Origin of the sequence: Insolitispirillum peregrinum (genome assembly GCF_900156605.1) — a bacterium.
In the GTDB taxonomy this organism is placed as follows: Bacteria; Pseudomonadota; Alphaproteobacteria; order Rhodospirillales; family Rhodospirillaceae; genus Insolitispirillum; species Insolitispirillum peregrinum.
Genome location: NZ_FTOA01000005.1, coordinates 253,638 through 279,702, shown reverse-complemented (window position 1 = coordinate 279,702; position 26,065 = coordinate 253,638). Strand labels below are relative to the sequence as shown.

The following is a 26,065-nucleotide window of genomic DNA, read 5'->3' as shown; positions in this document are numbered from 1 at the left end:
AAGGTCCGTGTCAGGAGTGGGTGCGATGACCGTTTCATCCTTCTTTGCCCTCTCCTTGCGGGAGTACAGCGCCGACAGTCTGGCGCATCAGCACGATCACGCCCAGTTGGTCCTGCCGCTGATCGGGTCGCTGGACATTGACATTACTGGCCGTGGGGCGCAGCTAACCCGCCAGCTTGCCGCCTATGTCGAGCCGGGCCAGCGCCATGCCCAGACCAGTGCCCAGCCCAACCGGTTTCTGATTGTTGACCTTGACAGCAACCGCCTGCCCCCGACCCTTGCCGATCACTTCACCGACCAGACCTGGCTGCCGCTCAGCCCGGAGGCCAACAGCCTGATCGACTACATGGGCGCATCGCTGCAAAAGGGCGGCATCCCGGACCAGCGCCTGCAACTGTGGTCCCCGTTGCTGCTCGAAGCTCTGGCGGGTGACAGCCTTCCTCCTCCCTCACGCCTGACCCCTCTGCTGGCGGCCTTGAGCAAGGACCCGTTCCATCCCTGGACCACCAGCGAAATGGCGAACCGCGTGGGCCTGAGCAACAGTCGTCTCCATGCGGTCTTCCGCGCCGAGTTGCAGACGACCCCCAAGGCGTGGTTGGCCGAAGCCCGTCTTGGCCGCGTCCGGCACTGGCTGGCATCCACCCGCTTGCCGCTGGCCGAGATCGCCTATCGCGCAGGCTATGCCGACCAAAGCGCCCTGACCCGCGCCTTGCGCAAGGCGACCGGCATGACCCCTGCGGCCTATCGCGCCTGCCATCAGGAGTCCCGGCCCAAACAACAAGAGTCCTGATCAAGACTGCCTCCCGCCATGGTGGCCATAGTGGGCGACCATTCAGGAGACTTTCATGGTCAAGACACACAATACCATTGCGGGCGTCCTCTTTGGCATGGGGGCAGGCATGATGTGGGGGCTGGTGTTTCTCGCCCCCGAAGTCATCCGCGATTTCAGCCCGCTTCACCTGACCGCCGGGCGTTATCTGGCCTATGGCCTGCTTTCCCTGCTTTTGATTATGCCGCGCTGGCGGGCCATTCGCCATCACCTCACCCGGCGGGAATGGGCCGCCCTGTTCCGGTTGGCATTTCTGGCCAATACCCTTTACTACGTCCTGCTTGCCAGTGCGGTCCAACTGGCAGGGATCGCCCTCACCTCTCTGGTGATTGGTTTCATGCCGGTTGCGGTGACGATCATCGGCAGCCGTGATCGCAATGCGGTGCCGTTGCGGGCGTTAATCCCGTCGTTGCTGCTGTGTGCCGCCGGGGCGGTGTGCATTGGCTGGTCTGCCCTGCGCGATTTTTCCGCCGCCCCGGACACAGTGATCGGCCTTCTGTGTGCCATCGGGGCGCTGGCATCGTGGACAACCTTTGCCGTCAACAATAGCCGCTGGCTTGCGCGCGTAGAGCCTCTTTCCGCTCAAGACTGGAATCTTCTCACCGGTCTGGTAACCGGGGTTCAGGCGCTGGGGCTGATTCCGCTGGTGCTGCTCTTTGCCCCCACCGCATCGCACGATCTACAGGCATGGGGAAAACTGACAGCCGTCTCCCTCATCGTGGCCCTGCTGGCGTCGATTGTCGGTAACAAGTTCTGGAACCAGATGAGCAAGCTGTTGCCGCTGACGCTGGTCGGGCAGATGATCCTGTTTGAAACCGTTTTTGCCTTGCTGTACGGCTTTTTGTGGGAACAGCGCTGGCCGACGGCTCTGGAAGGCACCGCCTTTGCGCTGGTGGTCCTCAGCGTTCTGTCGTGCCTTTCCGGCCATCAGCGCCACCACCGTCGTCAGGAGATGCAAGGCGTGCCGGGCCTAAATACCTAGCAGGGTGCGTTCAATCTGACGCTACAGGACACGACAATTGGGGGGATCAGTGTGGGCTACCGCCCAAACCCGTTTGGTGGCGATGCCCCCAAACCCCCATTTTTCTTTAAAAATCAAATCAATGGGGTCCGGGGCCTCAAGGCCCCGGCGAGGTTTGGAGCCGCGCTCCATGATCTTTTTGTTTTTTGTCGTGTACTGTGATCCGACGCAGGCACACTAATCTAACCTTTTGTTCTGTCGCATTGTTTACGCGAAAACCGGTTCCCACTTTTCGCACAACGCTCTAGACCAACTCATGGTAGTATGACACGAGTGTATATGCAGTGCATGAAGCCCGTTCTCTGCCCTCATCCGACAGGAGCCTCCCATGACCGTCCATCCCATCGCCGGAGCTGCCATCGCGCTCGGCCTGCTGACGATTGCCCCGGCACACGCCGCCAGCTTTGACTGTGCAAAAGCGGGTACCATGATCGAAAAGGCCATCTGTGGAGACCCTGCCCTCTCGGACCTCGATAGTCAGCTTGCACAAGCGTACAAGGGAGCACTGGCAACAACCAGCAACAAGGACGGGCTAAAAACTGAACAGAAAGCCTGGCTGGCCCAGCGCAATCAGTGCCAGACGCCGGCCTGTCTGACCGGTGCCTATCAGGCACGCCTGAATACCCTGCAGGGGAAAAGCAACCTGACGGCAATGACCGGAACAGCGACCTCGGGTATCACCGGAACCTATCTGGTCCAAAAGGGCGATATCTTTTCCAGTGAAGTCAAGGTGCTGCAGACCAACAGCGCCACCATCAGGTTCTCGATCTCTGCCGTCTACCGGATGAATACCGGCGAACTGAGCGGCGAAGCGGCCCTACAGGGCAATCGTGCCACCTATTCCAGTACCGAATACGGGGAATGTTCGCTGGCCCTGACCTTTGGCAGCCACAAGCTGGACGTGGTACAAACCGGCGATTGCGGAATGGGGATGAACGTGTCCAGCACTGGCAGCTACAAGCAAACCTCCAGCGCGCCTCCGACAATCGAAGAAAACTGAAGCGTGGAGCAGCGCTCCGCAGTCTTGTGTTCTTCCTGTCGTGTATGGTGGTCAATGGCACAAAAAACCCCGCAGTCCGAGGCTGCGGGGTTTTTTGTCTGATCCAGTGGGACCGGCTTACTTTTTGCGGAAAGCGTCCAGCGTCGCCACTTTGCTGTCACCGCCCTCGGTGGTCTTGGCGTCGGCGGCGGGCTTTTTGCCAGCGGCATCACCAACACCATTTTCGTCCAGAATACCGTCAATTTCCAGATCGTCTTCGTCGAGGAACTCGTCGAAATCGCCATCAAGTTCGATCTGGAACTGCAGGCCGAACTTGGCGTAGGGGTCAGCGAAGGCGGTCACCGCTTCGAAGGGGACCTTCAGGTATTCGCGCTTGCCCGAGAACGACAGCTCGATCGAAAACCACTCCGGCTCGACAGTCAGTTCCCAGAACTGGTGCTGGAGCACGATGGTCATTTCGTCGGGGTGCATCGCCTTCAGACGCGGCGGCATCTGCACGCCGGAATGGCCGGTGCGAAAGGTGATATAGAAATGGTGCTGACCGGGCAGACCGCTGTCACGGGTCATAATCAGGGCTTCGCGCAGCACACCGCGCAAGGCACGCTCGACCAGCTGTTCATAGGAGATGCTCGGCTCGTCCACTCTACTCGAGTCCTTACGTCAAAGGGCGGCCTGCCACCTTGACACCGCCCGAAAAGCAAGTGGAGGGCTTCTGTTGCCCGGTGCCCTCCGAACCGCGCTTACCGGTTATTAAGCGGCAGCGGCATACTCAACGTTGTCGTTGGCATGTGTAAATATAGCCCGATGACGGCGGTACAATGCCGGATACAGTCTAGCCCTTTACCACGCATGTCGATCCTGTTTCGCCCCCACAGCGTCCGTCGGGATCGCAATCCCTTGAGTGACGAACCTTGGAGTGGTGGAGGCGCCGGGCACTGCCCCCGGGTCCATAACGATTATTTCGACTAGAGTTTAGCATCATAGACAGGGCGAACCCTGACAGGGCCAAATATAAGGCGTTCCTCTGACAGCGCAAGTGTTATTGTGAAGACTCCGTCCCGGCCTGTCCTGCCCCCCCTGCCTGCGGGCAATGGTCAGGGCGCAGCAGGCTTGTTATGTTATGGTCCGCCGTCTATAAAGCCGCCCCTATCGGCTTTCTGTCCTGACCCCAGCACCGCAAAGATTCCATCATGCAGCAATATCTTGACCTGATGCGCCATGTGCTGACCAACGGCACCCGCAAGGAAGACCGGACCGGCACCGGTACCCTGTCGGTATTCGGCCATCAGATGCGTTTTGATCTGGCGCAAGGCTTTCCGGTGCTGACCACCAAGAAACTGCACCTGCGGTCGATCATCCACGAATTGCTGTGGTTCCTGAAGGGCGAAACCAATATCGCCTACCTGCGCGACAATGGCGTGACCATCTGGGATGAATGGGCCGATGAAAACGGCAATCTGGGGCCGGTCTATGGCGCCCAGTGGCGCTCGTGGCCAACCCCCGATGGCGGCAGCCTTGACCAGATCAGCGCCGTGCTGGAGCAAATCCGCCGCAACCCGGACTCCCGTCGGCTGATTGTCTCGGCATGGAACCCGGCGCAGGTGGACTCGATGGCCCTGCCGCCCTGTCACTGCCTGTTCCAGTTTTACGTCGCAGAGGGCAAACTGTCCTGCCAGCTGTATCAGCGCTCCGCCGACATTTTTCTCGGCGTGCCGTTCAACATCGCCTCTTACGCCCTGCTGACGATGATGATTGCGCAGGTCTGCGGCCTGCGGCCGGGGGAATTCGTTCATACGCTGGGGGATGCCCACCTGTACCTCAATCATCTGGAACAGGCACAGATGCAACTGGCACGAACACCCCGCCCGCTGCCGCAGATGCACCTGAACCCCGCCATCACCGACCTGTTCGCCTTCCGCTACGAAGACTTCACCCTCGAAGGCTATGTGGCCGAGCCCTCGATCAAGGCGCCGATTGCAGTTTAGGGCACCCCACCCTACCCTACACCTCACCCAGTCCCTGTGGTCTGTTCCGTCCCTATAGTCAAATGAGCAAACGATGACTTTGTCGCTGGTGGTCGCGGTGGCCGATAACGGTGTGATTGGCCTGAACAACAGCATGCCGTGGCATCTGCCGGATGATCTGCGCTATTTCAAACAGACCACCATCGGCAAGGCGGTGGTGATGGGGCGCAAAACCTATGACTCTCTCGGTCGCCCACTGCCCCAGCGCCATAACGTGGTGCTGACCCGCAGCCAGAGCTGGACACCCGCCGCCGACCATGCCGACCGCATCACCATCGCCTACAGCCTGCCGCATGCGCTGGAGCTGTGCCGCCAGCATGACCCCGGGCAAGAGGTGATGATCATCGGCGGCGCGGATATTTTTGCCATGGCCCTGCCGCTGGCCGACCGGCTGTATCTGACCGAGGTCCATCTGGACCCGGCGGGCGACACCTATTTCCCGCCCTTTGACCGCAGCGAATGGCACGAAATCAGCCGCCAGCCGGGGGCCCCCGCCGAAAATGGTCGCTGCACCCACGAATTCGTTGTCCTGGAACGTCGCGCTGTATAAAATTACATACTCCTGTTGACATTTTTCTGTTACCGCTTGACGAGCCTCTTTGCGACCGCACAAAGTGAGAGCAGGCTGCTGTGGTTTCACCGTTGTTGGACCACACCTCTGCCTGCCCCGTTCCCCTTGTCTTCCCCCGTACAAGGCTCAGCCGCCGGAGAAATGGTGAGATGGCCCTCAATCGACCGATCGAAATTCTGCTGGTGGAGGATAACCCGGGGGACGCCCGCCTGACGTTCGAGGCTTTGCGCCATGGGACAAGCACCAGCAACATCCATCACGTCAGCGATGGCGAACAGGCTTTGCACTATCTGCGCAAAACCGGCCCGTTCGTCGATTCACCAACGCCGGACATCGTGCTGCTGGACCTGAACCTGCCCCGCCGCAATGGCCGCGAAGTGCTTGCCGACATGAAAAGCGATCCCGCCCTGCGCTCGATTCCGGTGGTGGCGCTCACCACCTCGTCGGCCCGTGACGATGTGAACGCCTGCTATGCGCTGGGGGCCAACGCCTACATGGTCAAGCCGGTAGAATTCGACCGCTTTGTCGAAGCCATTCGCAGCTTTGAAGAATTCTGGCTGCGCACCGTCACCCTGCCCAAGACCTGATACTGCCTGATTTTGTCCCCCGGTTGATCCCTGTTGCCCTTTAGCCATAACCCGGCAGGCAACGGGACAACCATTTGACAGCTCCCCCAACAGACACAATCATGAAGGGAACACATCAGAGCATGCCGCCTGTGCATGATCTCTGGGGGGAACCATCAAACAGGGGGACAGGGGCATGAACACCCACGATGAGCGACCTGCGGATAGCAGTCGCCGCACGGTGCTGGAAGGATTGGGAGCCTTGGGCGTGGTCAGCGCAACAGCGGCGCTCCCCTTTGCTCCGGCCAGTGCGCACGCAGCCCTGCAAGAATCGGCAGCCGATGACGAAATCCGCGAAGCCCCGGCCGATTTCCTCGCCCTTTCCTCCAAACTGACCGGCATTCCCCTCGATAACAGCTATATCGAGCTGGGTAACCGCATCTGGACCGCCCTCACCCCAACCGCGGCGGCGGAAAAGGAATTGCGCGCGCTGTTCTACTTCATGCGGATGGGAAAAGGCCACTGGGAAGACAACATCAGACTGGCCGGGAAAACCGCCATCGCTGGCAAGGTCGCGCTGATCTGGTACACCGGTGCCGTTGACTTTACCGCCACCACCGGCGGCGAGCGGGTGATCACCTATGACAACGCTCTGGCCTGGCGCGCCTGCACCTTTACCAAACCCCCGGCCAACTGCGGCGGGCCGTTTGGCTACTGGCACGATCCGGCCTGATTTTTCCATTCCTTTGACAGACCGTCACGCCTGCATTTTTCCCACCTGCGTTTTTTTAACGGGGAACCCTTTGCCATGACCTATCGCCCTGCCCCCCTGCCCAGCCAGCCAGAAGAAACCATTACCGCCGACGTGATCGTGATCGGAGCCGGCGTTGCCGGTGGCATGAGTGCCTGGAAACTGGCGCAGGCAGGCCATTCGGTGGCCATTCTGGATGCTGGTCCGAAAATTCGCCGCGATGAAGCGGTGGCCCGCTTTCACCGCACCCCGTGGAAAGACGCCAATTCGCCCTATGTCAGCCCGCCGTGGGCTCCGGCCCCGGATGGAGCCTGTGACTATTATGTCCAGAATGGCTGTCCCCTGCCGGGGGCCAGCAGCGACCTTGACCTGTTTCAGGGGATTTATGTCCGTGGCGTCGGCGGCACCTCGTGGCACATGACCGGCCACGCCGAACGGTTCCAGCCCAACGATTTCCGCACCCGCAGCGCCTATGGCGTCGGCGATGACTGGCCGATCAGCTATCAGACCCTCGAGCCCTGGTACTATCAGGCCGAAATCGACTGGGGGGTGGCGGGCAGCATGACCGACACCATCGCCCCGCCGCGCGAAAAGCCCTATCCGATGCCGCCGGTTCCCCTGACCTGGCTGGACCGACAAGTGGCCGCCGCCGCCGCCACCCTGTCGCCGCCGGTCGAGGTCAAGGGCTATCCGCACGCCCGCAACTCGGTGGCCTATGACAACCGCCCGCAGTGCTGCGGCAATGCCAACTGCCGGATCATCTGCCCGATCGGGGCAAAGTACGACGGCAGCGTCCATGTGATGAAGGCCGAACAGGCCGGAGCCCGCCTGTACCCCGAACGGGTGGCCTGGCTGATTGAAACCACCCCGCCCAGCGCCGGACAGCCCGAACGGATCACCGCCGTCTGGTTCAAGCACCCTGATGGCCGCGTCGGCGTCGCCCGGGGCAAGCTGTTCATCATTGCCTGCCACGCCATTGAAACGCCGCGCCTGTTGCTGCTGTCCGCCTCGGATCGTCACCCGAACGGCATCGCCAACAGCTCGGGGACCGCTGGTCGCTACCTGACCGGCGCGGTGGATGTCGATACCTATGGCTGGAGCCCCAACCCGGTCTATCCCTATCGCGGCCCGGTGACCGCAACCGGCGGTTTCCTCGGGCTGCGCGACGGCGAGTTCCGCAAGAAATTTGCCTCGGTGGCAACCTTCATCGTCAACGGCGGCATCAACATGGCGCTGGGCCCGATGATCGAAGCCCAGACGGCGATCAACGATGGCCTGCTGGGCGAGGCGCTGGCAAAGGAAGTCGCCAGCCGCAGTTCCCGCGAAGTTTATCTGTCGAGCACCGTCGAGGTGATGCCGTCCGCCGACAACCGTCTGACGCTTGACGAGCACCTGACCGATCCGCTGGGCCTGCCGCGTCCTCACCTGCACTATCACGTTGATGACTATACCCGCGAAGGCATCAAGGAAGCCCGCGAGCGCGACCTGTCGGTATTGCGGGCGATGCGGGCGACCAACATCACCCAGTCGCCACCGATGGGGTCCGCCGCCATCATCGCCGGGACCACCCGCATGGGGGATGACGCCAAGACCTCGGTGGTTGACAGCTTTGGCCGCAGCCACGATCACCCGAACCTGTTCCTGCTGGGCAACAGCACCTTTGTCACCACCACCGTCTGCTCTCCGACACTGACCAATGCCGCCATCACCTTGCGGGCCGCCGATCACATTCTGGCCACCTGGCGGGACAGCATTGCGTCCTGAAATCCCCTTTCCGTTGTCGCAGGATCATCCCCATGAGCACACCGCGCCCCCCGTCCCTGCTGTCCCGTCGTACCATTCTGAAAGGTGCCCTCGCCGGAGCGGGCGTCCTGTCGCTGACCAGTTGCGCTGGTCAGGATGGTCTGATCTTTGGCCCGCCGCTGGTCGAACCAAAGCCCGCCCCGCGCACCGCAGACGGCGAGGTGGTCATCGAAGCCAACGAGCGGCCTTACGCGCTGGCGGGCCAGACCGTCAGCCTGCGCCATTACAACGATCTGGCGGTCGGGCCGGTGATCCGGGTGCGCGGCGGCGAGACGCTGCGCCTGCTGTTGAAAAACGCCCTGCTGCCCACTGGCGGCGACTATCTGTGTACCGCGACGCCCGACGACCAGCCGGACAACGTGCCGCATGGGCTGGGGACCACCAACATGCACCTGCACGGTTTGCATGTGTCGCCCAACTCGCCCGCCGACAACATCCTGATGATGGTCAAGCCGGGGGAGTCCTACCATTACCGCTATGACATTCCCGCCGACCACCCCAACGGCACCTATTTCTATCACGCCCACTTCCATGGCTCGGTGGCGTTACAGGTGTCGGGCGGGATGGCCGGGCCGCTGATTGTCGAAGGCCCGCTCGACGACATTCCAGAAATCAAGGCTGCCCGCGAGCGCATTCTGGTGCTGCAAAGCCAGCGCTTTGATGGCGCCGGGCGCTGTGATGACTATGCCCTGCTGGACCGCAACGGCCCGACCTATGTCAACGGACAACAGGCCCCGGTGATCAGCCTGCAACCGGGTGAAGTGCAGCGCTGGCGGATCATCAACGCCACCCATGCCAGCTTTTACAGCCTGCAGGTCGCCCAGCACCTGCTGGTCGGGCTGTGCTATGACGGCAACCCGCTGCCCTACACCCAGACCACCGAGCGCCTGCGGCTGTCCCCCGGCAACCGGGCCGATGTGCTGATCAAGGGCGGTGCCCCCGGCATTTACGCCCTGACCGGCATCGACACCCAGGAACTGATTGCCTGGGTGCGGGTGGAAGGCCCGCCGCAGGACATGCCGCTGTATCAGGGCAGCCTGCCGGTTCCCCCCGAGCTGCTGCCAATCAGCGACAGCGACGTCACCTATGGCCGCCGCCTGACCTTTGGCATGACCGGTGCCCCGGACCATGTACTGTTCACCATCAATGAACAGCCGTTTTCCTGCTCTGATACGTGGAAAATTCCGCTGAACGCGGTCGAGGAATGGCACATCACCAACCAGACCGCCGACATTCACCCGTTCCACATCCACGTCAACCCGTTCCAGATGCTCAGTGGTGGCCGGGTGCCTGCCGGGCGCTGGCTGGATACGGTTGAAATCCCCCCGTATCAGAGCATCGCCTTTCGCACCCGCTTCCGTACCTATACCGGCACCTTTGTGTTCCACTGCCATGTACTGACCCACGAAGACATGGGGATGATGCAGGGGATCGAGGTGGTTTGACCGCCTTACACCGGCGACTGCCCGAGGGTATCGACCAACAGGCGTTCAATCAGCGCCCGGTCGATATCGCGGGTGATGAACACAATCCGCGAGCGATGATCATCACTCGGCCAACCGGGCAAACCGGCAGGCGGATGGAAAACATGTTGCACGCCGTGAACCACCACCGGCTTGGGCTCGTCCTTGACGTTCAGGATGCCCTTGATGCGCAGAAGGTCTTCGCCCCGGCTGGCAATCAGGATCTCCATCGCTGTCACAAAGGCATCCCAGTCCAGCGGCTGTTCAAAGGCCAGTGAGTAGGCCCGCACCCGGTCGTCATGGCGATTGACGTCGTGGTGGTGGTGATGCTCGTGGCCCTCATGGTCGTGGCCGTGGTGATGATCCGGGTGGTCACAGTGCTCGTGCGTACAGTCATGCCCATGATGATGATCATGGTGATGGCCCTCATGGGCCTCGGCCTCACGATAGGCTTCTTCGCGCAGCCAGCGCGCCACATCCGGATGCTTGCTGGCCGACGAGAACAGCCCGGCGTTGATCAGCTCATCCGGCTCGGCCTGCCCATGCTCCACCCACAGCAGCGGAGCCGCCGGGTTGATCCGCCGCAGGCGCGCCACCAGTGCCTCCCGCGCCGCCGGACCGGCCAGCAGGTCGCCCTTGGTCAGCACCAGACGGTCAGAGACCGCAATCTGCTTCACCGCCTCGGGCTGACGGTCGAGCTGGCTGGTGGCATTCACCGCATCAACGGTGGTGACAATCCCGTCCAGCCGATAGCGCGCCGACAGCAGCGGGTCGGTCATCAGGGTGTGCAGGATCGGCGCCGGATCGGCCAGCCCGGTGGTTTCAATCACCATGCGGGTGAATTCCGGCACCACACCGCGCACCCGTTTCAGAAACAGGTCGCGCAGGGTGGTCACCAGATCCGAACGGACGGTACAGCACACACAGCCGGAATTCAGCAGCACCACATCATCATCGACCGCTTCGACCAGCAGATGATCAAGGCCGATTTCGCCGAATTCGTTGATCACCACCGCCGTTTCGCCCATCGCCGGATGCTTGAGCAGGGCATTGAGCAGCGTGGTCTTTCCGCTGCCCAGAAAGCCGGTCAGGATGGTGACGGGAATGGTATCAGCCAGCGGCAGCGGGGTATCACTCATTTTCCGTACAAGTCCTTTTCACTGACCAGCGGCTCGCTGATGGTGGTCAACTGGTTGCCGCGAATGGCGAGAAAGAAGCAGTTGCGGCGACCGGTATGACAGGCCACGCCTTCCTGATCGACCAGCGCCAGCAGGGTGTCGCCGTCGCAATCCAGCCGCAGATCGACCAGATTCTGCACCTGCCCCGAGGTTTCGCCCTTGCGCCACATCGCCTGCCGCGAACGCGACCAGTAACAGACGCGGCCCAGCCGCAGGGTTTCTTCGATGGCGTCCCGGTTCATGTAGGCCATCATCAACACTTCGCCGGTGTCATGCTGCTGAGCGATCACCGGCACCAGACCGTTGCTGTCGAATTTGACAGCGGCCAACAGCTCGTACAGGGCAGCGGTAGAAACCGTCATCGTCCTCTTTCCTTACACAAAAATCACAGCGCGGCCACAGCGGCCTTCAATCGGTCGAATCCCTGTTCCAGATCGGCAATCAGGTCATCGGTATCTTCGAGGCCAACGTGATAACGCACAATCGGCCCGGTTCCGGCAGGCAGCGGAGCAGCGGTCCGCAGCGGCGTTGCCGGAACCACCAGACTTTCAAAGCCGCCCCACGAATACCCCAGCTTGAAGAAATGGTAATGGTCGAGCATCTCGTTCACCGCCGCCTCGGGCAGATCACCCGACGCCGGCAGCGCCAGTTCAATCGAAAACAGGCCGCAACCGCCGGTGAAATCGCGTTTCCACAGGTCATGACCGGGACAGCCCGGCAAGGCCGGATGCAGGACACGGGCGACCTCGGGACGGCTTTCCAGCCAGCGCGCCACCGTCAGACCGGCCTCGAAATGCTGCCGCAGGCGAATGGGCAACGTGCGGACACCGCGCAGCCCAAGGTACACTTCCTCGGTCCCCACCGCGTGGCCCATCAGGCAGACGTGGTTCTTGATACGCTCCCACAGGGCGCGGTCGGCGGTGGCAATGGTCCCCAGCATGGCATCGGAATGGCCACCCAGATATTTGGTCGCCGCCTGCAACGACACATCCACCCCTTTTTCAAACGGCTGGAACGACAGCAGGCCCCAGGTATTGTCCATCACCACCAGCACCCCGGCGGCATGGGCGGCCTCGGCAATCGCCGGGATGTCCTGCACTTCAAAGGTCTGCGAACCGGGGCTTTCGGTAAACACCACCCGCGTGTTGGGCCGGATCAGGTCGGCAATGCCCGCACCGATCATCGGATCGTAATAGGTGGTCTCAATGCCATAGGTGACCAGAATCTGGTCACAGAAGGCCCGGGTCGGGTAATAGGCGCTGTCAACCATCAGCAGGTGATCCCCCTGCCGCAGCAGGGCCAGCAAGGTCGAACTGATCGCCGCCAACCCGGAACTGACCAGAATCGCCTTGCTGCCGCCTTCGATCTCGGCCACCGCTTCCTCGAGGGCGCGGGTGGTTGGCGTGCCATAGCGGCCATAATAGGTCACGTCGAATCGCTGGGAATGACGGGCTTTCAGCTCGGCCACTGTCGGAGCCAACACTGTCGACGCCCGGAAAACCGGCGGATTCACCACGCCTTCAAAGCGGTCAGGGTGCAGACCGGCATGAACGATACGGCTTTCTTTCTTCATCAGACCAGGCTCCGGGGTGGCGGCTGTCGCGGATACAAAGGGTCGCATTGTGCCTGCCCGGACAGGGTCGGCACAAGGGGGCAGTTCTGTTTACTCCTTGAAAAACAGCCCTATCACCCCGATTTTCTACGACTTTGGGTGGAATGTGTGCATACGCGGGTATGGCGACTTTCCGCCACCCCCTTTCCATGGGAATGGCGGAATTGGTGACATGCATATGACGCATATCCGACCCGTCGTTTTCAAGCATCTACCGCAGCGCAGAAAAGTATACCAATGCCGTGCGCTATCAAGGCCATATGGGAGCACAACCCGCACAGCGGGTCTTAGGTAACTCTTTCCTGATATAGACTTTTTGGTAGTGTGCAGTCGCAGCATATGTTATGTTGCACTGCAATGAAGAACAGAAAAGAGTTCTTCAAAACCGATCGCCCACGATCGGTTTTCACTGACAAAAAGGCCCCGACAGGGCCGCCACTATGGGTAAGGAGTCACCATCATGGCCGTTACGCCGACCGCAACGCACGCTTACAACCTTTTTGCCCTGACCATGGAAAGCCGCTATGGCAACAACTGGCGCGCCAGCATCGCGCCGGAAACCATTGCCGCGCTGGCTGATGAAATCGTCATGGGCTTTGGCGGCCACGCCGTCAGCCCGACCCTGACCCAGAGCGGCGGCAGCGCCCCGACCGTCTGGCGTTTCCCCGATGGTTCCCATGCGCGCACTGGCCATTTCGGCCTGCGCCGGGAAGACCTGGAAGAACAAGCCGCCTGATTTTCCGCAGCAAGATGCGCAAAAGCGGAATCCCTTTTGCGCTCGCTGCCCTCGGCTGCCTGCTTTTCCCGCGTTTACCCATCGCGGCAAAACCTGAAAATCCCCGCCAGCAATGACGGGGATTTTTTCTTTAAACTTACTTGTCTGGGTGCACGGTAATTACCGCTATCTTTCGGGGCAATTCCTTAAATCGTGTCCTGGCTTACCGCATTTTGAACAACGTCGCACATTAGGACAGTTCCTTATGTCATGCCCCGGCTTACCACAGCCAGAACAACGTCGTACATTGGGGCAATTCCTTATATCATGTCCCGGTTGACCACAACCAGAACAACGCCTCACATTAGGGCATGTCTGAGAATTATGCCCTTCCTCACGGCAAAGAGAACAGGCCATTACACATTTCTCCTAGAAAAAAATTCTATCTGCAATCATCAAGGTTAATTATATGATGCAGATAAATACGATTGGCAACTTCAAAATCTACACGTTTCAGGCAGTATAGCCAGTACGCTCCTACGAATTTTCTACCCCGTCAGGGCATCCACCACCGGCAACCACACCTTCAGCGCACACCCCTGCCCCTGCGCACCACACCCGCCATCGGGATCAACCCAGATCCGGCCCTTGTGCTGTTCGACAATCTTGCGGCAGATGGCAAGCCCGATGCCGGTCCCGCTGTATTCGCCCTCGCCATGCAGGCGCTGGAACATTTCGAACACCTTGCTGCGATAGTCTTCGGGGATGCCGATACCGTTATCGGCCACGGTGATTTCCCATCCGCCATTATCCTGCCGGGCGAACACGCGAATATGGGGGGACCGATCGGTTGCATGGTATTTCAACGCATTGCCGACCAGATTCTGGAACAGGCGGACCAGCTCCCCCCGCTCGCCTTTCAGCACCGGCAGACTTTCGGCCACATCCAGATGGCCCTGCGTTTCGGCAATGGCGACCGACAGGATTTCCTGCACATCCCGCAGCACTTCCTGTAACGGAACCGGCTGAGGCACCGCCGCATCACGCCCGACATGGGAATAGGCCAACAGGTCGAGGATGACTTGCTGCATCCGGCGGGCGGCATCGACGGCAAAGCCCAGAAACTCCTGCCCCTCGGAGCTGAGGGCGTCTCCGTTGCGCATTTTCAACAGTTGGAGATAGCTCATCACCAACCGTAACGGCTCTTGCAGATCATGCGAAGCAACATAGGCGAACTGCTCCAGCTCGCTGTTGGTGTCCTCCAGATCCTGCACCAGTCCATGGAGACGGGTTTCATAGGCCCGCTGTTCGGTGACGTCGTAAAAGGCCGAAAGAACCACCTGCGTCCCATCCAGAACCACCGTACGGGCTGAAATGTTGGCCCAGAAATCACTGCCCTGCGAGGTCAGCATGTGGGTTTCAAAGCCGTTCACGCTGCCATTCTGCTCCAGAAACGAGATCATTTCCTCGCGATGGCGGGAGTGAATCCAGAATTCACGCATCAACCGCCCGACGAAGGCATCTTTCTCCAGACGGAACAGGGCACAGGCAGCATCGTTGGCGGCAATGACCTCGGAGGTCGCCACGTTGTTGAGGATGAACGGAACCGGCGAAACATCAAAAATGAACTGCAACTGCTCCTGCGTCCGCAGCGCGGCTTGCTCCTTGACCTTCAGCTGGGCCAGCACCGTTCCCAATTGCTCGACCGACTGGCCGATGGCGTTGAATTCCCGCAGGGATGACGGCTCGACATGCACGGCGGTTTCGCCACGGCGGATGGCTTCCAGCGCCGAATGGGCGCGCAAAATCGGCCCCATGGTATGGCGGACCAGAAAGACCATCACCGCCCCCAGCACCAGCAAGGCGATGCCCGACGCCAGACCGACCAGAATGACCCCGCTATGGCCCATCGCCACAATATCAGAGGCAGACTGGCTGGCATTGGCCGCTGCATCGGCAGACAGGCTGTTGGACAGCTCGGCCAACTGACGACGGGCGGTGGCGGTTTCACTGCGCACCTGTTCCCGCACCGCCAGGGATTCCGCCCGCAGGTCGAAAATGACCGAAAAACGGTTCATCTCCTCCAGAGTAAAGGCCCGTCCCCCGGTGCGGGGCACGGCCCCGTTCTGACTGACGGTGGCCATTTCCTGCCCCAGAACGGCAAACCGTTCGCGCAGGTTCTGCAAACGGGCCTCGGTCGGCGCAATGGCGGCCTCGTACAACACATGGCGGGTTTCAAACAACAACTGGGTGGCATAGCTGTCGGCCTTGCCCACCGTCCCGCCCAACGGCGGCAACAGGGCATCGACCCGAATCAGATGCCCGGTGATCGACTGGTCCAGCGCATCGCGCATGTCGGCCCGATAGGCGCTGCGCCGCACCGCGTGCAGCGCGGCGTCCAGTTTGCTCTGCACATCAATGTTGGCCACCAGCGCAAACTGGTGGGCAATGCTTTCCGATTCATTGAGGGCGCTGGCCCGGTCATCACGGTCGGTGGTGCCAAGGATCATTTCAGCGACCCGCGCCAGATCCGCCGCCATCACCGCCTGTTGCTGCTGGAGCAGAACCTGCGGCACCACCTCTTGCTCGGCCTTGTCAGCGATGGTGACAATGCGCAGAAAGGCCATCACCACCATCAGGGCCGCCACCCCCAGCAGGGCGGCAGCGCCAAGGGACAATCCCCACATCGCCGAACGATACGACAGCTTGCTGTCCGGCTCTCCGGGCACGGCTCCACCACGGCCTTCAGCGCCAACTGAAGACATGATCATCGGCCCGGTATTTGACGGACTTTTTTGACCAGAGTGCATCGCCCCCACAACGACCATCAGAAACAGACTGGTCATGCTATCATTGCCATTTCCTGCCATCCGACAGAAAAATGGCAACCATGGCTAAGGGAACACACTTTGTCAGGGGTTAGAGCGTTTTCACACCGAGCGAAAACGCTCTTCCCTTTTAGGGCCGCATTTTCCGAGCCGTTGACCGGAGACGGTCAACTTGAAAATGCTCTAAAGGGGGGCCTATTGCTGCACAGCCCCCATGCCACCGCCCAGCGCCTTGTACAACGTTGCCTGTGCCTGCAGGCGGTTAAAGCGGTTTTCCAGCAAAGACACCTGCAACGTGCGGCGCTTTTCCTGTTCGTCCAGCCATTCCTGCATGGTGGCCGCCCCGGCGTTGTAGCGCACCTGATAGATGTCCTCGACCTGTAGGGCCGCATCCAGTGCCCGCTGTAAACGGTCGGCCTGATCGGCATAGGTCCGGCGGGCCGACAGGGCGTTTTCGATTTCGGCAAAGGCGGCGTAGAGGGTTTGGCGGAACGACACCACCGCATCCTGATAGTCGGCCTCGGACACCTTGACGTTCATCTGCATTTCGTTCCAGTTCAGGAACGGCAGGGTCAAGCCAGCCCCCAGCGTCAGCACCGGATTACTGAGCAGATTGAGCAAGGTCGCACTTGAACTGCCACCACCGCCGGTCAGCGTCAACTGAGGCAGGTAATCGGCCTGTTTGGCATCAACGGTTGCCAATGCTTCACGCAGGCGCAATTCAGCCGCCCGGATATCGGGGCGACGGGCCATCACCGACGACGGTACTCCGGCCTGCACCGCCGGAATGGGGGTGGTGGGCAAATGCAGCTCATCCAGCCCCATCGCCCTGGGCGGGCCATCAAACAGCACCGCCAGCGCGGTCTGGCTTTCGATCAGGCTTTGCTCGATCTGGGTCGCCTCGGCCTCTTGTGTTTCAACACTCTGCTGGGCCTGCAACAGCTCCAGCGGCGAGGCTGCACCGCTGTCCACCTGCGCCTGCACCAGATCCAGCGACCGCTGGGTATAGGCAATGCTTTCGCGCGCCAGCCGCATCCGGTCCTGATAATACAACACCTGCCAATAGAGGGTGGCGGTGGTGGCGGTCAGCGACAGGGCAGTGCTGGCGCGGTCCTGTTCGGTGGCTTCGGCTTCCCAGCGGGTGGCGTCGGCGGCCCGGCTGAGGCGGCCCCACAGATCGGCTTCGTAACTGACCGAGCCATTCAGGCTGTAACTGCGCTCGGTGCCCTTGCTCGAACCGGCAGAGCCGCTGCCGCTTTGGGTATTGCGCAGGGTCTTTTCCGCCTGCCCGGAGCCATCGACCGACAGCGACGGCCACAGGGCGCGCTCGGACAGACCCGCTTGCAGGCGCGCCTTGCGCACCTTGATCGCCGCCGAGGCCAGATCATTGTTCTTCGTCAGGGCCTCAGCGATCAGGCGGTCAAGCAGCGGGTCGTTGAAGTCCCGCCACCACGGGTCAACACTGACCTGATCAACCGACACACCACCAGCAGTCTGCCACCATTGCGGCGGCGCCTGCACCGTCGGGGCCTGGTATTCCGTTTCCAGTAATGGCCCGCAGCCTGCCAGCAAAAGGGCGGTACCCGCCAGCAGAACCCAGCGCAGGGGCATACGATATTGTTGCATCTGGACCATCATTCCCGCGCCAAAGCCTCCACCGGATCAAGCCGCGCCGCATTGCGGGCGGGCAGAAAACCAAAAATCACCCCGATCAGGGTCGAACAGACAAACGCCGCTACAATCGAGGTGGTCGAATAGACCATTTTCACCGAGCCGATCAGATCGGTCAGAACCAGCCCCAGCGACAACGCCACCAGCACCCCCAGCACGCCACCCAGCAGGCAGACCAAGACCGCTTCGATCAGGAACTGGCGCAGAATGTCATTCTGCCGCGCCCCGACCGCCATGCGCACGCCGATTTCGCGGGTTCGTTCGGTCACCGACACCAGCATGATGTTCATCACCCCGATGCCACCAACAATCAGCGAAATCACCGCGATCATCGACACCAGCAAGGTCATGGTGCCGGTGGTGCTTTGCACCGTCTGGCGGATGCTGTCGGTGTTCATGATGAAGAAGTCTTTCAGCCCGCCATGACGACGCTGCAACAGCTTGGTCAGCGCCCCTTCGGCGACCGTCATGTCGTAATCATCGCGCACACGGATGATGATGTTACCCAGATAGGACTGGCCGCTGATCCGGCTCATGGCGGTGGTATAGGGCACCCACAGCCGCAAGGTTTCCGCATTGCCGAACGGGCTGGTCTTCGGCTTGGTCACCCCGATGATCCGGTGTGGCACCTTGCCGAGAAAAATCACCTCGCCGACCGGATTGCCGCCGGATGGGAACAGCTTTTTATAGGTGGTGTCGTCAATCACCACCTCTTGCGACCGCCGTTCGACGCTCTGGTCGTTAAAGGCGATGCCGCGGGCCATCTCATAGCCCTGCACGCGGAAGAACTGTGGCCCGACACCGGACACTGAAGCGCTCAGGTCCAGATTGCGATAGCGCAACACCACCGTACTCGACACGCTGGGGGTCACACTGTCCACGTAAGGCTGTCCGGCCAGCGCGGTGGCATCATCCGGCACCAGCGTTTGCACCTTGGCCGAATCACGGTCACCAAAGCCCTTGCCGGGGAACACCTGAATGGTGTTGGTCCCCATCGCATTGATGCTGGACAAAATCTGTTGCTGCGAGCCGGTACCCAGCGCCACCACCGACACCACCGAGGCGATACCGATGATGATCCCCAGCATGGTCAGAAAGGTACGCATGCGGTGGAACAGCATCGCCTTGACCGCCATCCGCAGAGCTTCGCCATAGCGGTCCAGTTCTGCCCGCAGGCCGCTCTTGCCCAGCGCCGACGGCGGAGCCTTGGCGGCTCCGGCACGCACGGCTTTCTGGCGGCGGTCAGCGATGATTTCGCCGTCGCTGATTTCGATGATCCGCTCGGCATGGGCGGCCACGTTCGGATCATGGGTCACGATGATGATGGTGTGGCCTTCGCCGTGCAACTCGGCCAGCAGCTTCAGCATCTCCTGCCCGCTGTGGGTATCGAGCGCCCCGGTCGGCTCGTCGGCGAGGATCACGCGCCCGCCGTTCATCAGCGCGCGTGCCACGCTGACACGCTGTTGCTGACCGCCGGAAAGCTGGCTTGGCCGGTGTTCCAGCCGGTCCCCCAGCCCCAGACGGCGCAGCAAGCTGTCCGCCCGGCTGCGGCGGGCCTCGCGCGGCGCGCTGGCATAAATAGCCGGAATTTCAACGTTTTCCAGCGCGGTCAGCGTCGGCAACAGGTGGTACCGCTGGAAAATGAAGCCGAAATGTTCGCGGCGCAGCTCGGCCAGTTCGTCACCGTCCAGATCGCGCACGTCGCGCCCGGCAATGCGATAGCTTCCCCGGGTGGGCCGGTCCAGACAGCCGAGAATGTTCATCAGGGTCGATTTCCCCGATCCCGACGTGCCGATGATGGCCACCATCTCGCCAGCCTCGATGGTCAGCGAGACCTTTTTCAGCACGGTGATTGTGTCGTCTCCGGCGGGAAATTCCCGCTCCAGAGCCTCCAACTCAAGCAAGGGTGCGCTCATCGCTTAAAACCCCATCGGCCCGCGTGGCCCGCGCCGCTCGCCACTGCTGGCGGCGGATTTGGCGCTCTGGTCGGTGCTGATCACCCAGTCGCCTTCTTTCAGACCGTCCAGCACCTGCGCCGTCACGTTGTTGTTGATGCCAACCTTGACCGTGCGGGTCTCGATTTTCCCCGGCTCGCCGCCATCGACCTGCACCTGATAGCTGCCATCCTTGCGACGGTCGCCCAGTGCCGAGGCCGGAATGGTCAGCGCCCCTTTGGCTTCGTTCAGAATGATCGACACCTCGGCGGTCATGTCGATGCGCAGCTTGTGCTCCGGGTTCGGCACATCAAACACGCCGTTATAGTAAATGGCGCTGCTGGAGGACGAACTGGACGAGGAACTGGAGGAAGAGCTGGACGACGAACTGGAACTGCTGGTCGTTTCGCTGTACGAGGTCGGCCCCGGTTCGATCGAGCGTAACGAGGCTTCATAACGATGATCCGGCTCGCCCAGAATGGTGAAGTACACCTTTTGCCCCGGCTTCACCCGCACCACGTCGGCTTCGGAAATTTCCGCCTTGATGGTCATGGTGTCCAGTTGCGCCACCTGCACGATGGTCGGGGTGGACTGGCTGGCGTTGACCGTCTGCCCGACTTTCACCGGCACCGACACAATGGTGCCGTCCATCGGTGCGGTGATTTCGGTATAGCCCAAATCGAGCTTGGCGGTATCAACCGCAATTTCCGCCTGCGCGATTTCCGCATCCAGCGCGGCAATGTCGGCACGCGCCGTCGCCAGCGTGGCTTCGGCGGCATCATAATCCTGCCGCGAACTGGCGTTACGGCTGATCATCTGCTGCTGGCGGGCGAAATCCAGCTCGGCCTGCCGCAGCGTCGCCTGTTTGGCGGCCTTTTGGGCCTTGATGTTGGCCAGCTCGGCCTGAGCCTTGCGCAGGCTGTTCTGCTGGGTCAGCGAGTCAATCTGCGCCAGCTTTTGCCCGGTCGTCACCCGGTCGCCAAGCTGCACGTTGATGGCGTCAATCTTGCCCGACACCTGCGCGCCGACACTGACCATCTCCAAGGCTTCCAGCGTACCCGAGGCCAGCACGGTTTCCGAAATGTCGGCCTTTTGCACCTGCACCATCGGCGGCAGGCTGGGCGGTGCGGGCGGGAACATCAGCATCCAGCCACCGGCCCCAACCGCCAGCACGACGGCCAGAACAGCGGCCCGTTTCAGCAAACGCGCCCGTTTCGTCGAGGGGGATTTTGTCTCAGTCACCGTACCGCACCATCGTTGATAAAACTCTGATCGATACGATACCCCGTCGGCCCGCAATCCCGAGGTTAAGTCTGTGCAAGCGGATGGTAAAGGTTGTGTAAAGAGCCGCCACCCCATGGTGCCAGCCCCCTGACAGGCCCTGTTTCCTCGCTTATGATGCAGGCAGAGCATGATAAGGAGCAGGCATGCGGATCTTGCTGGTTGACGATGACGTGCAACTGACCTCGCTGCTGGCGGAGTACCTGACCGCCGAAGGCTTTGAGGTCGAAGCGGTCCACACCGGCGACGCCGGAGTAACAGCGGCGCTGTCCGGGCGTTTTGCTGCCGTGATCCTTGACATCATGCTGCCACGGATCGGCGGCATTGACGTGCTGCGCCACATCCGCCACAGCAGTTCGCTGCCGGTGATCATGCTGACCGCCAAGGGCGACGACATCGACCGGGTGATCGGGCTGGAAATGGGCGCTGACGATTACATGCCCAAGCCCTGTTACCCGCGTGAACTGGTCGCCCGCCTGCGTGCGGTGCTGCGCCGGACGCATGAACCGGCAGCCCCGGCCCCGGCGGCTCCGCCGGACGAACTGGTCAACGGCCCGTTGCGGCTGGCCTCCGGCTCGCGGCGGGTGTGGTGTGGCAGCGTGCAGCTTGAGCTGACCGCCTCGGAGTTCAACGTGCTGGAAGTGCTGTTGCAGGCTATCGACACGGTGGTCAGCAAGGATGAACTGTCGTTGCGGGTGCTGGGCCGCCCGCGTGAGCCCTATGACCGCAGTATTGATGTCCACATCAGCAACCTGCGCCAGAAACTGGCGGCGTCGCTGGGGGCCGAGCAGGTGCCGATCGAAACGGTGCGCGGCGTTGGCTATCTGATGAAGGCCCTGCCATGACCCCGCTGCACCAGCAAGGCCGCCACCTGTTCCGTCTGGTGCTGGGGCAGCGGCTGTTCTGGAAAATCCTGCTCGGGTTCTGGCTGACCTTCATCCTGATCGTCGAAGGCCTGTGGATTTACATCGCCCTGCTGGGCGACAGCCACCGCCCCGGCGATACCTATTACCTTGATGCCTCGGCCAGTTCCCATGTTGCCTCGATCAGTTGGGCCATTTCCACCGGCGGGCTACAAGGAGCCACCACCCTGATCCAGAGCTGGCCCGAGCGTGACCAAGCGATGGTGGCGGTGGCAACGCCGGAAACCCGCTCGCTGTTACCCGAGACCGTGCGCTACCGCGATGCCGAGGCTGTCGCGCCTGATGGCACCCGCTATCTGATCCGCCACCGCCTGCCCGACGAGCCGCGCCGCCCGCGACAAATTCCCTATCCGTGGCAGATGCCGCCCGAGCTGTGGGTGATGGGGGTGGTCGGCGGGCTGGGGTTTGCCTCGGTGCTGGCGTGGTACCTGATCCGCCCGATCCAGACCTTGCGCAGCGGCTTTGGGCGCCTCGCCGGGGGAGATTTGCACGCCCGCGTGCAGGGCGTGATGGGCAGCCGCCGCGACGAGCTGGCCGATCTGGCCCATTCCTTTGACCGCATGGCCGAGCGGCTGGAAAAGCTGGTCGCCGCCCGTGACCAGTTGCTGCACGATGTCTCGCACGAACTGCGCTCGCCGCTGGCCCGCCTGCACATGGCGGTTGGCCTCGCCCGCCAGTCGCCGCAAAAGCTGGAGGCAACGCTGGATCGCATCGAAGCCGAAGGCAAACGGCTGGACGACATGGTCGGCGAGCTGCTCACCCTGTCGCGCGCCGAAGCCGGTGGCAAGGACGGCGAGAGCTATTTCGCCGTCTATCACCTGATCGAAGCGGTGCTGGCCGATGCCGCCTTTGAGGCGCAAAGCTCGCAGGTCCAGATCACCGCCCGGCTGCGCGAGCTGACCGGCGTCGATGCCGAAGACGGCCCGATCCTGTCCGGCAACGCCAGACTGATCCGCCGAGCGCTGGAAAACGTCGTCCGCAACGCCCTGCGCTACAGCCCCGGCGGCGGTACCATCACCGTCACCGCCGCCCCCGACACCGTGCAGGGAACACTGGTAATCACCATCGAAGACGACGGCCCCGGCGTGGCCGACGACGATTTACCCAACCTGTTCGAGCCGTTCGTGCGCGGTAGCAACAGCAGCAGCGACAGCGGCTTTGGTCTGGGGCTGGCCATCGCCCGCCGCGCCATCGAGGCCCACCAGGGCACCATCTCGGCCCGCAACCGCGCCCATGGCGGGCTGGCGGTGCGGATTGCGTTACCGATGGGGGAGTGAGGGGTATTCACTCTCATCATACCCCCCACACAAAGGGCGAAGACCATACACACTTAAAAGATGATTTAATTACAAAATAATCAATTTTTACATTGACATCACAGCATCAAAGAATGCACAAATGAACATGCACTCAATAAGTGTATATTTTCATCAAAAACATATGGAAGGATATCCAATAAAATGGCAAGACTCTCCGAGATAAATAAAATGAAAGATTCAACAAAAGATAAAAAAGATTCAATAAAAGATAAAAAGCTTATATATCATATAACAACTCTCGATAATTTTGAAAAAATACTTGAAAGAGGATTATTGCCAAGATCGCACGCATCCAATTTTATGGATATCGCTGATCACAACATTCTTCAAAAAAGGAAAAAAAATGGTTTAGACGAATGCGTTCCATTTCATTGGTTTGCAAAAAACCCGTTTGATGGACGTGTCCAAACAGATTACCCAAAAAAAGATTTTGTTTTGATCTCTGTTTACAGGGACACAGCCAAAAAGAACAACTGGAAGATCATTCCCCACCACCCGTTGGCAACTGGTGAATTGGAGATCATGGACTATACAGACGGCTTCTCCGCTATCGACTGGGAAACGATGGACACAAGAGATTACCACAATGAGCACACAAAAAGCGTCTGCATGGCCGAATGCCTTGCCCCGGGAGTGGTGCCAGTGAGCATGTTCGCCAAAATTTTTGTCAAGACCGACACCGTTGCAGCGACTGTCCGTGCAATGATAAAAGAGGCAAACGCGACCACTGGTATTACCGTAAATCCTGGAATGTTTATTTCTTGCTGACGAAGCTCAACCCAAAAAAAGCGCTGATATGGCGGATACTTCACCGGGATAACATTCCTTGGGTGCTGGATAACGGCCTTCACTGTGCGAATAGCGCCGTAAAGGCTCCCGCTTGGACTGACATCGGCAACCCGGAATTGATCAGTAAGCGTGCAGAGCGTCCCGTCCCGATCGACCCAAGAGGCTTTTTGGGAGATTACATTCCGTTTTATTTCACACCACTTTCACCAATGATGATGAACGTCCTTACTGGGCGAGGTGGAGTATCAAAAAGAAAGCACGAAGAAATAATAATTCTTGCCTCCAGTCTCCCAAAAATAAATTCCATGGGAACTCATTTTGTGTTCACCGATAGCCATGCATATTACATGTGGGCAAATTTTTACAATGATTTAAATGACCTCCACAATATTGACTGGCAAATCATACAAAACCGGAATTTCAATCGGGATGCTGATGATCCTGTCAAATTCGAACGCTATCAAGCTGAAGCGCTGATTCACCGCCACTTGCCCGTTGAGGGACTTTTAGGAATGGTGTGCTACAATGACGACGTTAAAGCTGACCTCGAGCATGAGGTACAGAAGCGCAAGCTGAGCTTATCGGTCCATGTTCGAACGGGGTTGTACTTCTAATGATTCAGTATGTTCAAGGCAATTTGCTAGACACGCAAGCTGAAGCATTGGTGAACACGGTAAATACGGTTGGCGTGATGGGAAAGGGGATCGCTCTGATGTTTAAGGAGCGCTTTCCGGAAAACTTCCGCCTGTATGCATCAGCCTGCAAATCTGGTGGTGTCCAGGTCGGAAAAATGTTTATCACCGAGGTCAATGAGTTAGGCGGGCCTCGATGGATTTTCAACTTTCCAACCAAACAACACTGGCGAACGCCATCGCGCATGGAATGGATTGTTAATGGCTTGCAGGATTTGCGGGCTGCCTTAATCGAAAAGAACATCAAATCCGTGGCGATACCCCCGCTTGGCGCTGGAAATGGCGGTTTGCGGTGGGAGGAGGTTCGGCCAGCAATCGAATCTGCTCTGGGAGACATGCCCCTCGACATCATGGTATTTGAGCCAACCCAAAAATATCAGAATGTCGCAAAAAGAGCCGGAGTCGAAAAATTAACTCCGGCACGAGCCTTGATTGCAGAGCTGGTACGAAGCTATTGGATATCTGGCATGGAATGCAGCCTGTTGGAGATCCAGAAGTTGGCATGGTTTCTTGAAAGAATGATTGAATACTATAACCCAGAAGACAATCCCCTGAATCTTCATTTCACCGCCCATAAATATGGGCCCTATGCCAATCGGCTTGACAAGCTGCTCAACAATCTTGATGGAAGCTATTTACACTGCGAAAAACGCATCAGCGATGCAAGCCCTCAGGATGTCATTTGGTTCGATGACAGTCGTAGGGAGCATCTTCGCGTGTACCTGAACAGTGAGGCAAAAGCATATTTGCCAGCCTTAAGAGCAACCATAGACCTCATTAATGGCTTTGAATCTCCTTTCGGAATGGAGCTTTTATCCACAGTTGACTGGCTCCTAAATCGGGACGGTGTTGCCGATACGGTAGAGTCCATACGTGCAGGATTGCAGCACTGGAAAGCTGGGCCTGAGTTTGCTCGCCGTAAAGATAAACTATTTAATGACGATGCACTGCAAATTGCCCTCCAGCGCCTGAGAAGCACCATCCCGAGCACAGCCTCCTAATCCGCAACCGTTTCCGCCTGTAACATAAGCCCATTCATGGGGCCTAGGGCCGACTGGCCCCAGCGGGGGGCGGGGCAGCGCCCCGCACACTTCC

General features: G+C 60.2%; 23 protein-coding genes and 1 other RNA gene. 15 read left to right on the top strand and 9 right to left on the bottom strand.

Annotated elements, in window-relative coordinates; translation table 11 throughout:
• The first annotated feature begins 25 nt into the window (after nucleotides 1-25).
• From BW995_RS14675 to BW995_RS14665, 3 genes are all read left to right on the top strand, one after another.
• Complete coding sequence (locus BW995_RS14675) at nucleotides 26-790, top strand: helix-turn-helix transcriptional regulator (RefSeq protein ID WP_076401151.1); 765 nt, start codon at nucleotides 26-28, stop codon at nucleotides 788-790.
• 55 nt (nucleotides 791-845) lie between these two features.
• On the top strand, nucleotides 846-1,811 hold the full coding sequence (locus BW995_RS14670) for a DMT family transporter (RefSeq protein WP_076401150.1): 966 nt from the start codon (nucleotides 846-848) through the stop codon (nucleotides 1,809-1,811).
• Nucleotides 1,812-2,178: 367 nt separating this feature from the next.
• Nucleotides 2,179-2,850: a lysozyme inhibitor LprI family protein gene (locus tag BW995_RS14665; protein ID WP_076401149.1), complete on the top strand. Its 672-nt coding sequence runs from the start codon at nucleotides 2,179-2,181 to the stop codon at nucleotides 2,848-2,850.
• Between the two features lie 117 nt (nucleotides 2,851-2,967).
• On the opposite strand, the gene BW995_RS14660 is transcribed toward BW995_RS14665, so the two are convergent.
• Nucleotides 2,968-3,492: an SspB family protein gene (locus tag BW995_RS14660; protein ID WP_076401148.1), complete on the bottom strand. Its 525-nt coding sequence runs from the start codon at nucleotides 3,490-3,492 to the stop codon at nucleotides 2,968-2,970.
• A gap of 58 nt (nucleotides 3,493-3,550) precedes the next feature.
• Nucleotides 3,551-3,890: a transfer-messenger RNA gene (ssrA, locus tag BW995_RS14655) on the bottom strand.
• 150 nt (nucleotides 3,891-4,040) lie between these two features.
• Between ssrA and BW995_RS14650 the strand changes: the two genes are divergently transcribed.
• From BW995_RS14650 to BW995_RS14625, 6 genes are all read left to right on the top strand, one after another.
• Nucleotides 4,041-4,835, top strand: coding sequence for a thymidylate synthase (locus BW995_RS14650; protein WP_076401147.1), 795 nt, complete (start codon nucleotides 4,041-4,043; stop codon nucleotides 4,833-4,835).
• A 73-nt stretch (nucleotides 4,836-4,908) separates the two neighbouring features.
• Complete coding sequence (locus BW995_RS14645) at nucleotides 4,909-5,424, top strand: dihydrofolate reductase (protein WP_076401146.1); 516 nt, start codon at nucleotides 4,909-4,911, stop codon at nucleotides 5,422-5,424.
• A 170-nt stretch (nucleotides 5,425-5,594) separates the two neighbouring features.
• The gene (locus tag BW995_RS14640; RefSeq protein WP_076401145.1) at nucleotides 5,595-6,032 is read left to right on the top strand and encodes a response regulator; all 438 of its coding nucleotides are present in this window, start codon (nucleotides 5,595-5,597) and stop codon (nucleotides 6,030-6,032) included.
• Between the two features lie 175 nt (nucleotides 6,033-6,207).
• Nucleotides 6,208-6,744 carry a sugar dehydrogenase complex small subunit gene (locus BW995_RS14635; protein ID WP_076401144.1) on the top strand — a complete coding sequence of 179 codons (537 nt, stop codon included), beginning with the start codon at nucleotides 6,208-6,210 and terminating at the stop codon, nucleotides 6,742-6,744.
• Nucleotides 6,745-6,819: 75 nt separating this feature from the next.
• Entirely contained in the window at nucleotides 6,820-8,526 is a 1,707-nt protein-coding gene (locus BW995_RS14630; protein WP_076401143.1) for a GMC family oxidoreductase, read from the top strand.
• 32 nt (nucleotides 8,527-8,558) lie between these two features.
• Nucleotides 8,559-10,010: a multicopper oxidase family protein gene (locus BW995_RS14625; RefSeq protein WP_076401142.1), complete on the top strand. Its 1,452-nt coding sequence runs from the start codon at nucleotides 8,559-8,561 to the stop codon at nucleotides 10,008-10,010.
• 5 nt (nucleotides 10,011-10,015) lie between these two features.
• Here BW995_RS14625 and BW995_RS14620 read toward each other — a convergent pair whose 3' ends face one another.
• From BW995_RS14620 to metC, 3 genes are read right to left on the bottom strand one after another with little or no spacing between them, the layout of a single operon-like run.
• Nucleotides 10,016-11,167: a CobW family GTP-binding protein gene (locus tag BW995_RS14620; RefSeq protein WP_076401141.1), complete on the bottom strand. Its 1,152-nt coding sequence runs from the start codon at nucleotides 11,165-11,167 to the stop codon at nucleotides 10,016-10,018.
• Nucleotides 11,164-11,568 (bottom strand): phosphoribosyl-AMP cyclohydrolase, encoded by a 405-nt coding sequence (hisI, locus tag BW995_RS14615; protein WP_076401140.1) that lies wholly within the window; start codon nucleotides 11,566-11,568, stop codon nucleotides 11,164-11,166. Before hisI ends, BW995_RS14620 begins: the two co-directional genes overlap by 4 nt.
• A gap of 23 nt (nucleotides 11,569-11,591) precedes the next feature.
• Nucleotides 11,592-12,779: a cystathionine beta-lyase gene (gene metC / locus BW995_RS14610; protein WP_076401139.1), complete on the bottom strand. Its 1,188-nt coding sequence runs from the start codon at nucleotides 12,777-12,779 to the stop codon at nucleotides 11,592-11,594.
• Between the two features lie 499 nt (nucleotides 12,780-13,278).
• On the opposite strand from metC, the gene BW995_RS14605 reads away from it, so the two are divergent.
• The gene (locus tag BW995_RS14605) at nucleotides 13,279-13,554 is read left to right on the top strand and encodes a hypothetical protein (RefSeq protein ID WP_076401138.1); all 276 of its coding nucleotides are present in this window, start codon (nucleotides 13,279-13,281) and stop codon (nucleotides 13,552-13,554) included.
• Nucleotides 13,555-14,081: 527 nt separating this feature from the next.
• On the opposite strand, the gene BW995_RS14595 is transcribed toward BW995_RS14605, so the two are convergent.
• The 4 genes from BW995_RS14595 to BW995_RS14580 form a co-directional block, all read right to left on the bottom strand.
• The gene (locus BW995_RS14595) at nucleotides 14,082-16,298 is read right to left on the bottom strand and encodes a sensor histidine kinase (protein WP_175617085.1); all 2,217 of its coding nucleotides are present in this window, start codon (nucleotides 16,296-16,298) and stop codon (nucleotides 14,082-14,084) included.
• Nucleotides 16,299-16,556: 258 nt separating this feature from the next.
• Nucleotides 16,557-17,987, bottom strand: coding sequence for an efflux transporter outer membrane subunit (locus BW995_RS14590; RefSeq protein WP_139332939.1), 1,431 nt, complete (start codon nucleotides 17,985-17,987; stop codon nucleotides 16,557-16,559).
• 8 nt (nucleotides 17,988-17,995) lie between these two features.
• Complete coding sequence (locus BW995_RS14585) at nucleotides 17,996-19,948, bottom strand: MacB family efflux pump subunit (protein ID WP_076401136.1); 1,953 nt, start codon at nucleotides 19,946-19,948, stop codon at nucleotides 17,996-17,998.
• Nucleotides 19,949-19,951: 3 nt separating this feature from the next.
• A complete protein-coding gene (locus tag BW995_RS14580) occupies nucleotides 19,952-21,208 on the bottom strand; it encodes an efflux RND transporter periplasmic adaptor subunit (protein WP_076401135.1) in 1,257 nt (418 codons plus the stop codon).
• A 185-nt stretch (nucleotides 21,209-21,393) separates the two neighbouring features.
• On the opposite strand from BW995_RS14580, the gene BW995_RS14575 reads away from it, so the two are divergent.
• The 5 genes from BW995_RS14575 (at nucleotide 21,394) to darG (ending at nucleotide 25,971) form a co-directional block, all read left to right on the top strand.
• On the top strand, nucleotides 21,394-22,092 hold the full coding sequence (locus BW995_RS14575; protein ID WP_076401134.1) for a response regulator transcription factor: 699 nt from the start codon (nucleotides 21,394-21,396) through the stop codon (nucleotides 22,090-22,092).
• Nucleotides 22,089-23,447: a HAMP domain-containing histidine kinase gene (locus tag BW995_RS14570; protein ID WP_076401133.1), complete on the top strand. Its 1,359-nt coding sequence runs from the start codon at nucleotides 22,089-22,091 to the stop codon at nucleotides 23,445-23,447. The genes BW995_RS14575 and BW995_RS14570 overlap by 4 nt, the downstream gene beginning before the upstream one ends.
• A 183-nt stretch (nucleotides 23,448-23,630) precedes the next feature.
• Complete coding sequence (locus BW995_RS14565; protein ID WP_217696101.1) at nucleotides 23,631-24,257, top strand: DarT ssDNA thymidine ADP-ribosyltransferase family protein; 627 nt, start codon at nucleotides 23,631-23,633, stop codon at nucleotides 24,255-24,257.
• Entirely contained in the window at nucleotides 24,251-24,892 is a 642-nt protein-coding gene (gene darT, locus BW995_RS14560; protein WP_076401132.1) for a type II toxin-antitoxin system toxin DNA ADP-ribosyl transferase DarT, read from the top strand. The genes BW995_RS14565 and darT overlap by 7 nt, the downstream gene beginning before the upstream one ends.
• Complete coding sequence (darG, locus tag BW995_RS14555) at nucleotides 24,892-25,971, top strand: type II toxin-antitoxin system antitoxin DNA ADP-ribosyl glycohydrolase DarG (protein ID WP_076401131.1); 1,080 nt, start codon at nucleotides 24,892-24,894, stop codon at nucleotides 25,969-25,971. The genes darT and darG overlap by 1 nt, the downstream gene beginning before the upstream one ends.
• Nucleotides 25,972-26,065: the final 94 nt, after the last annotated feature.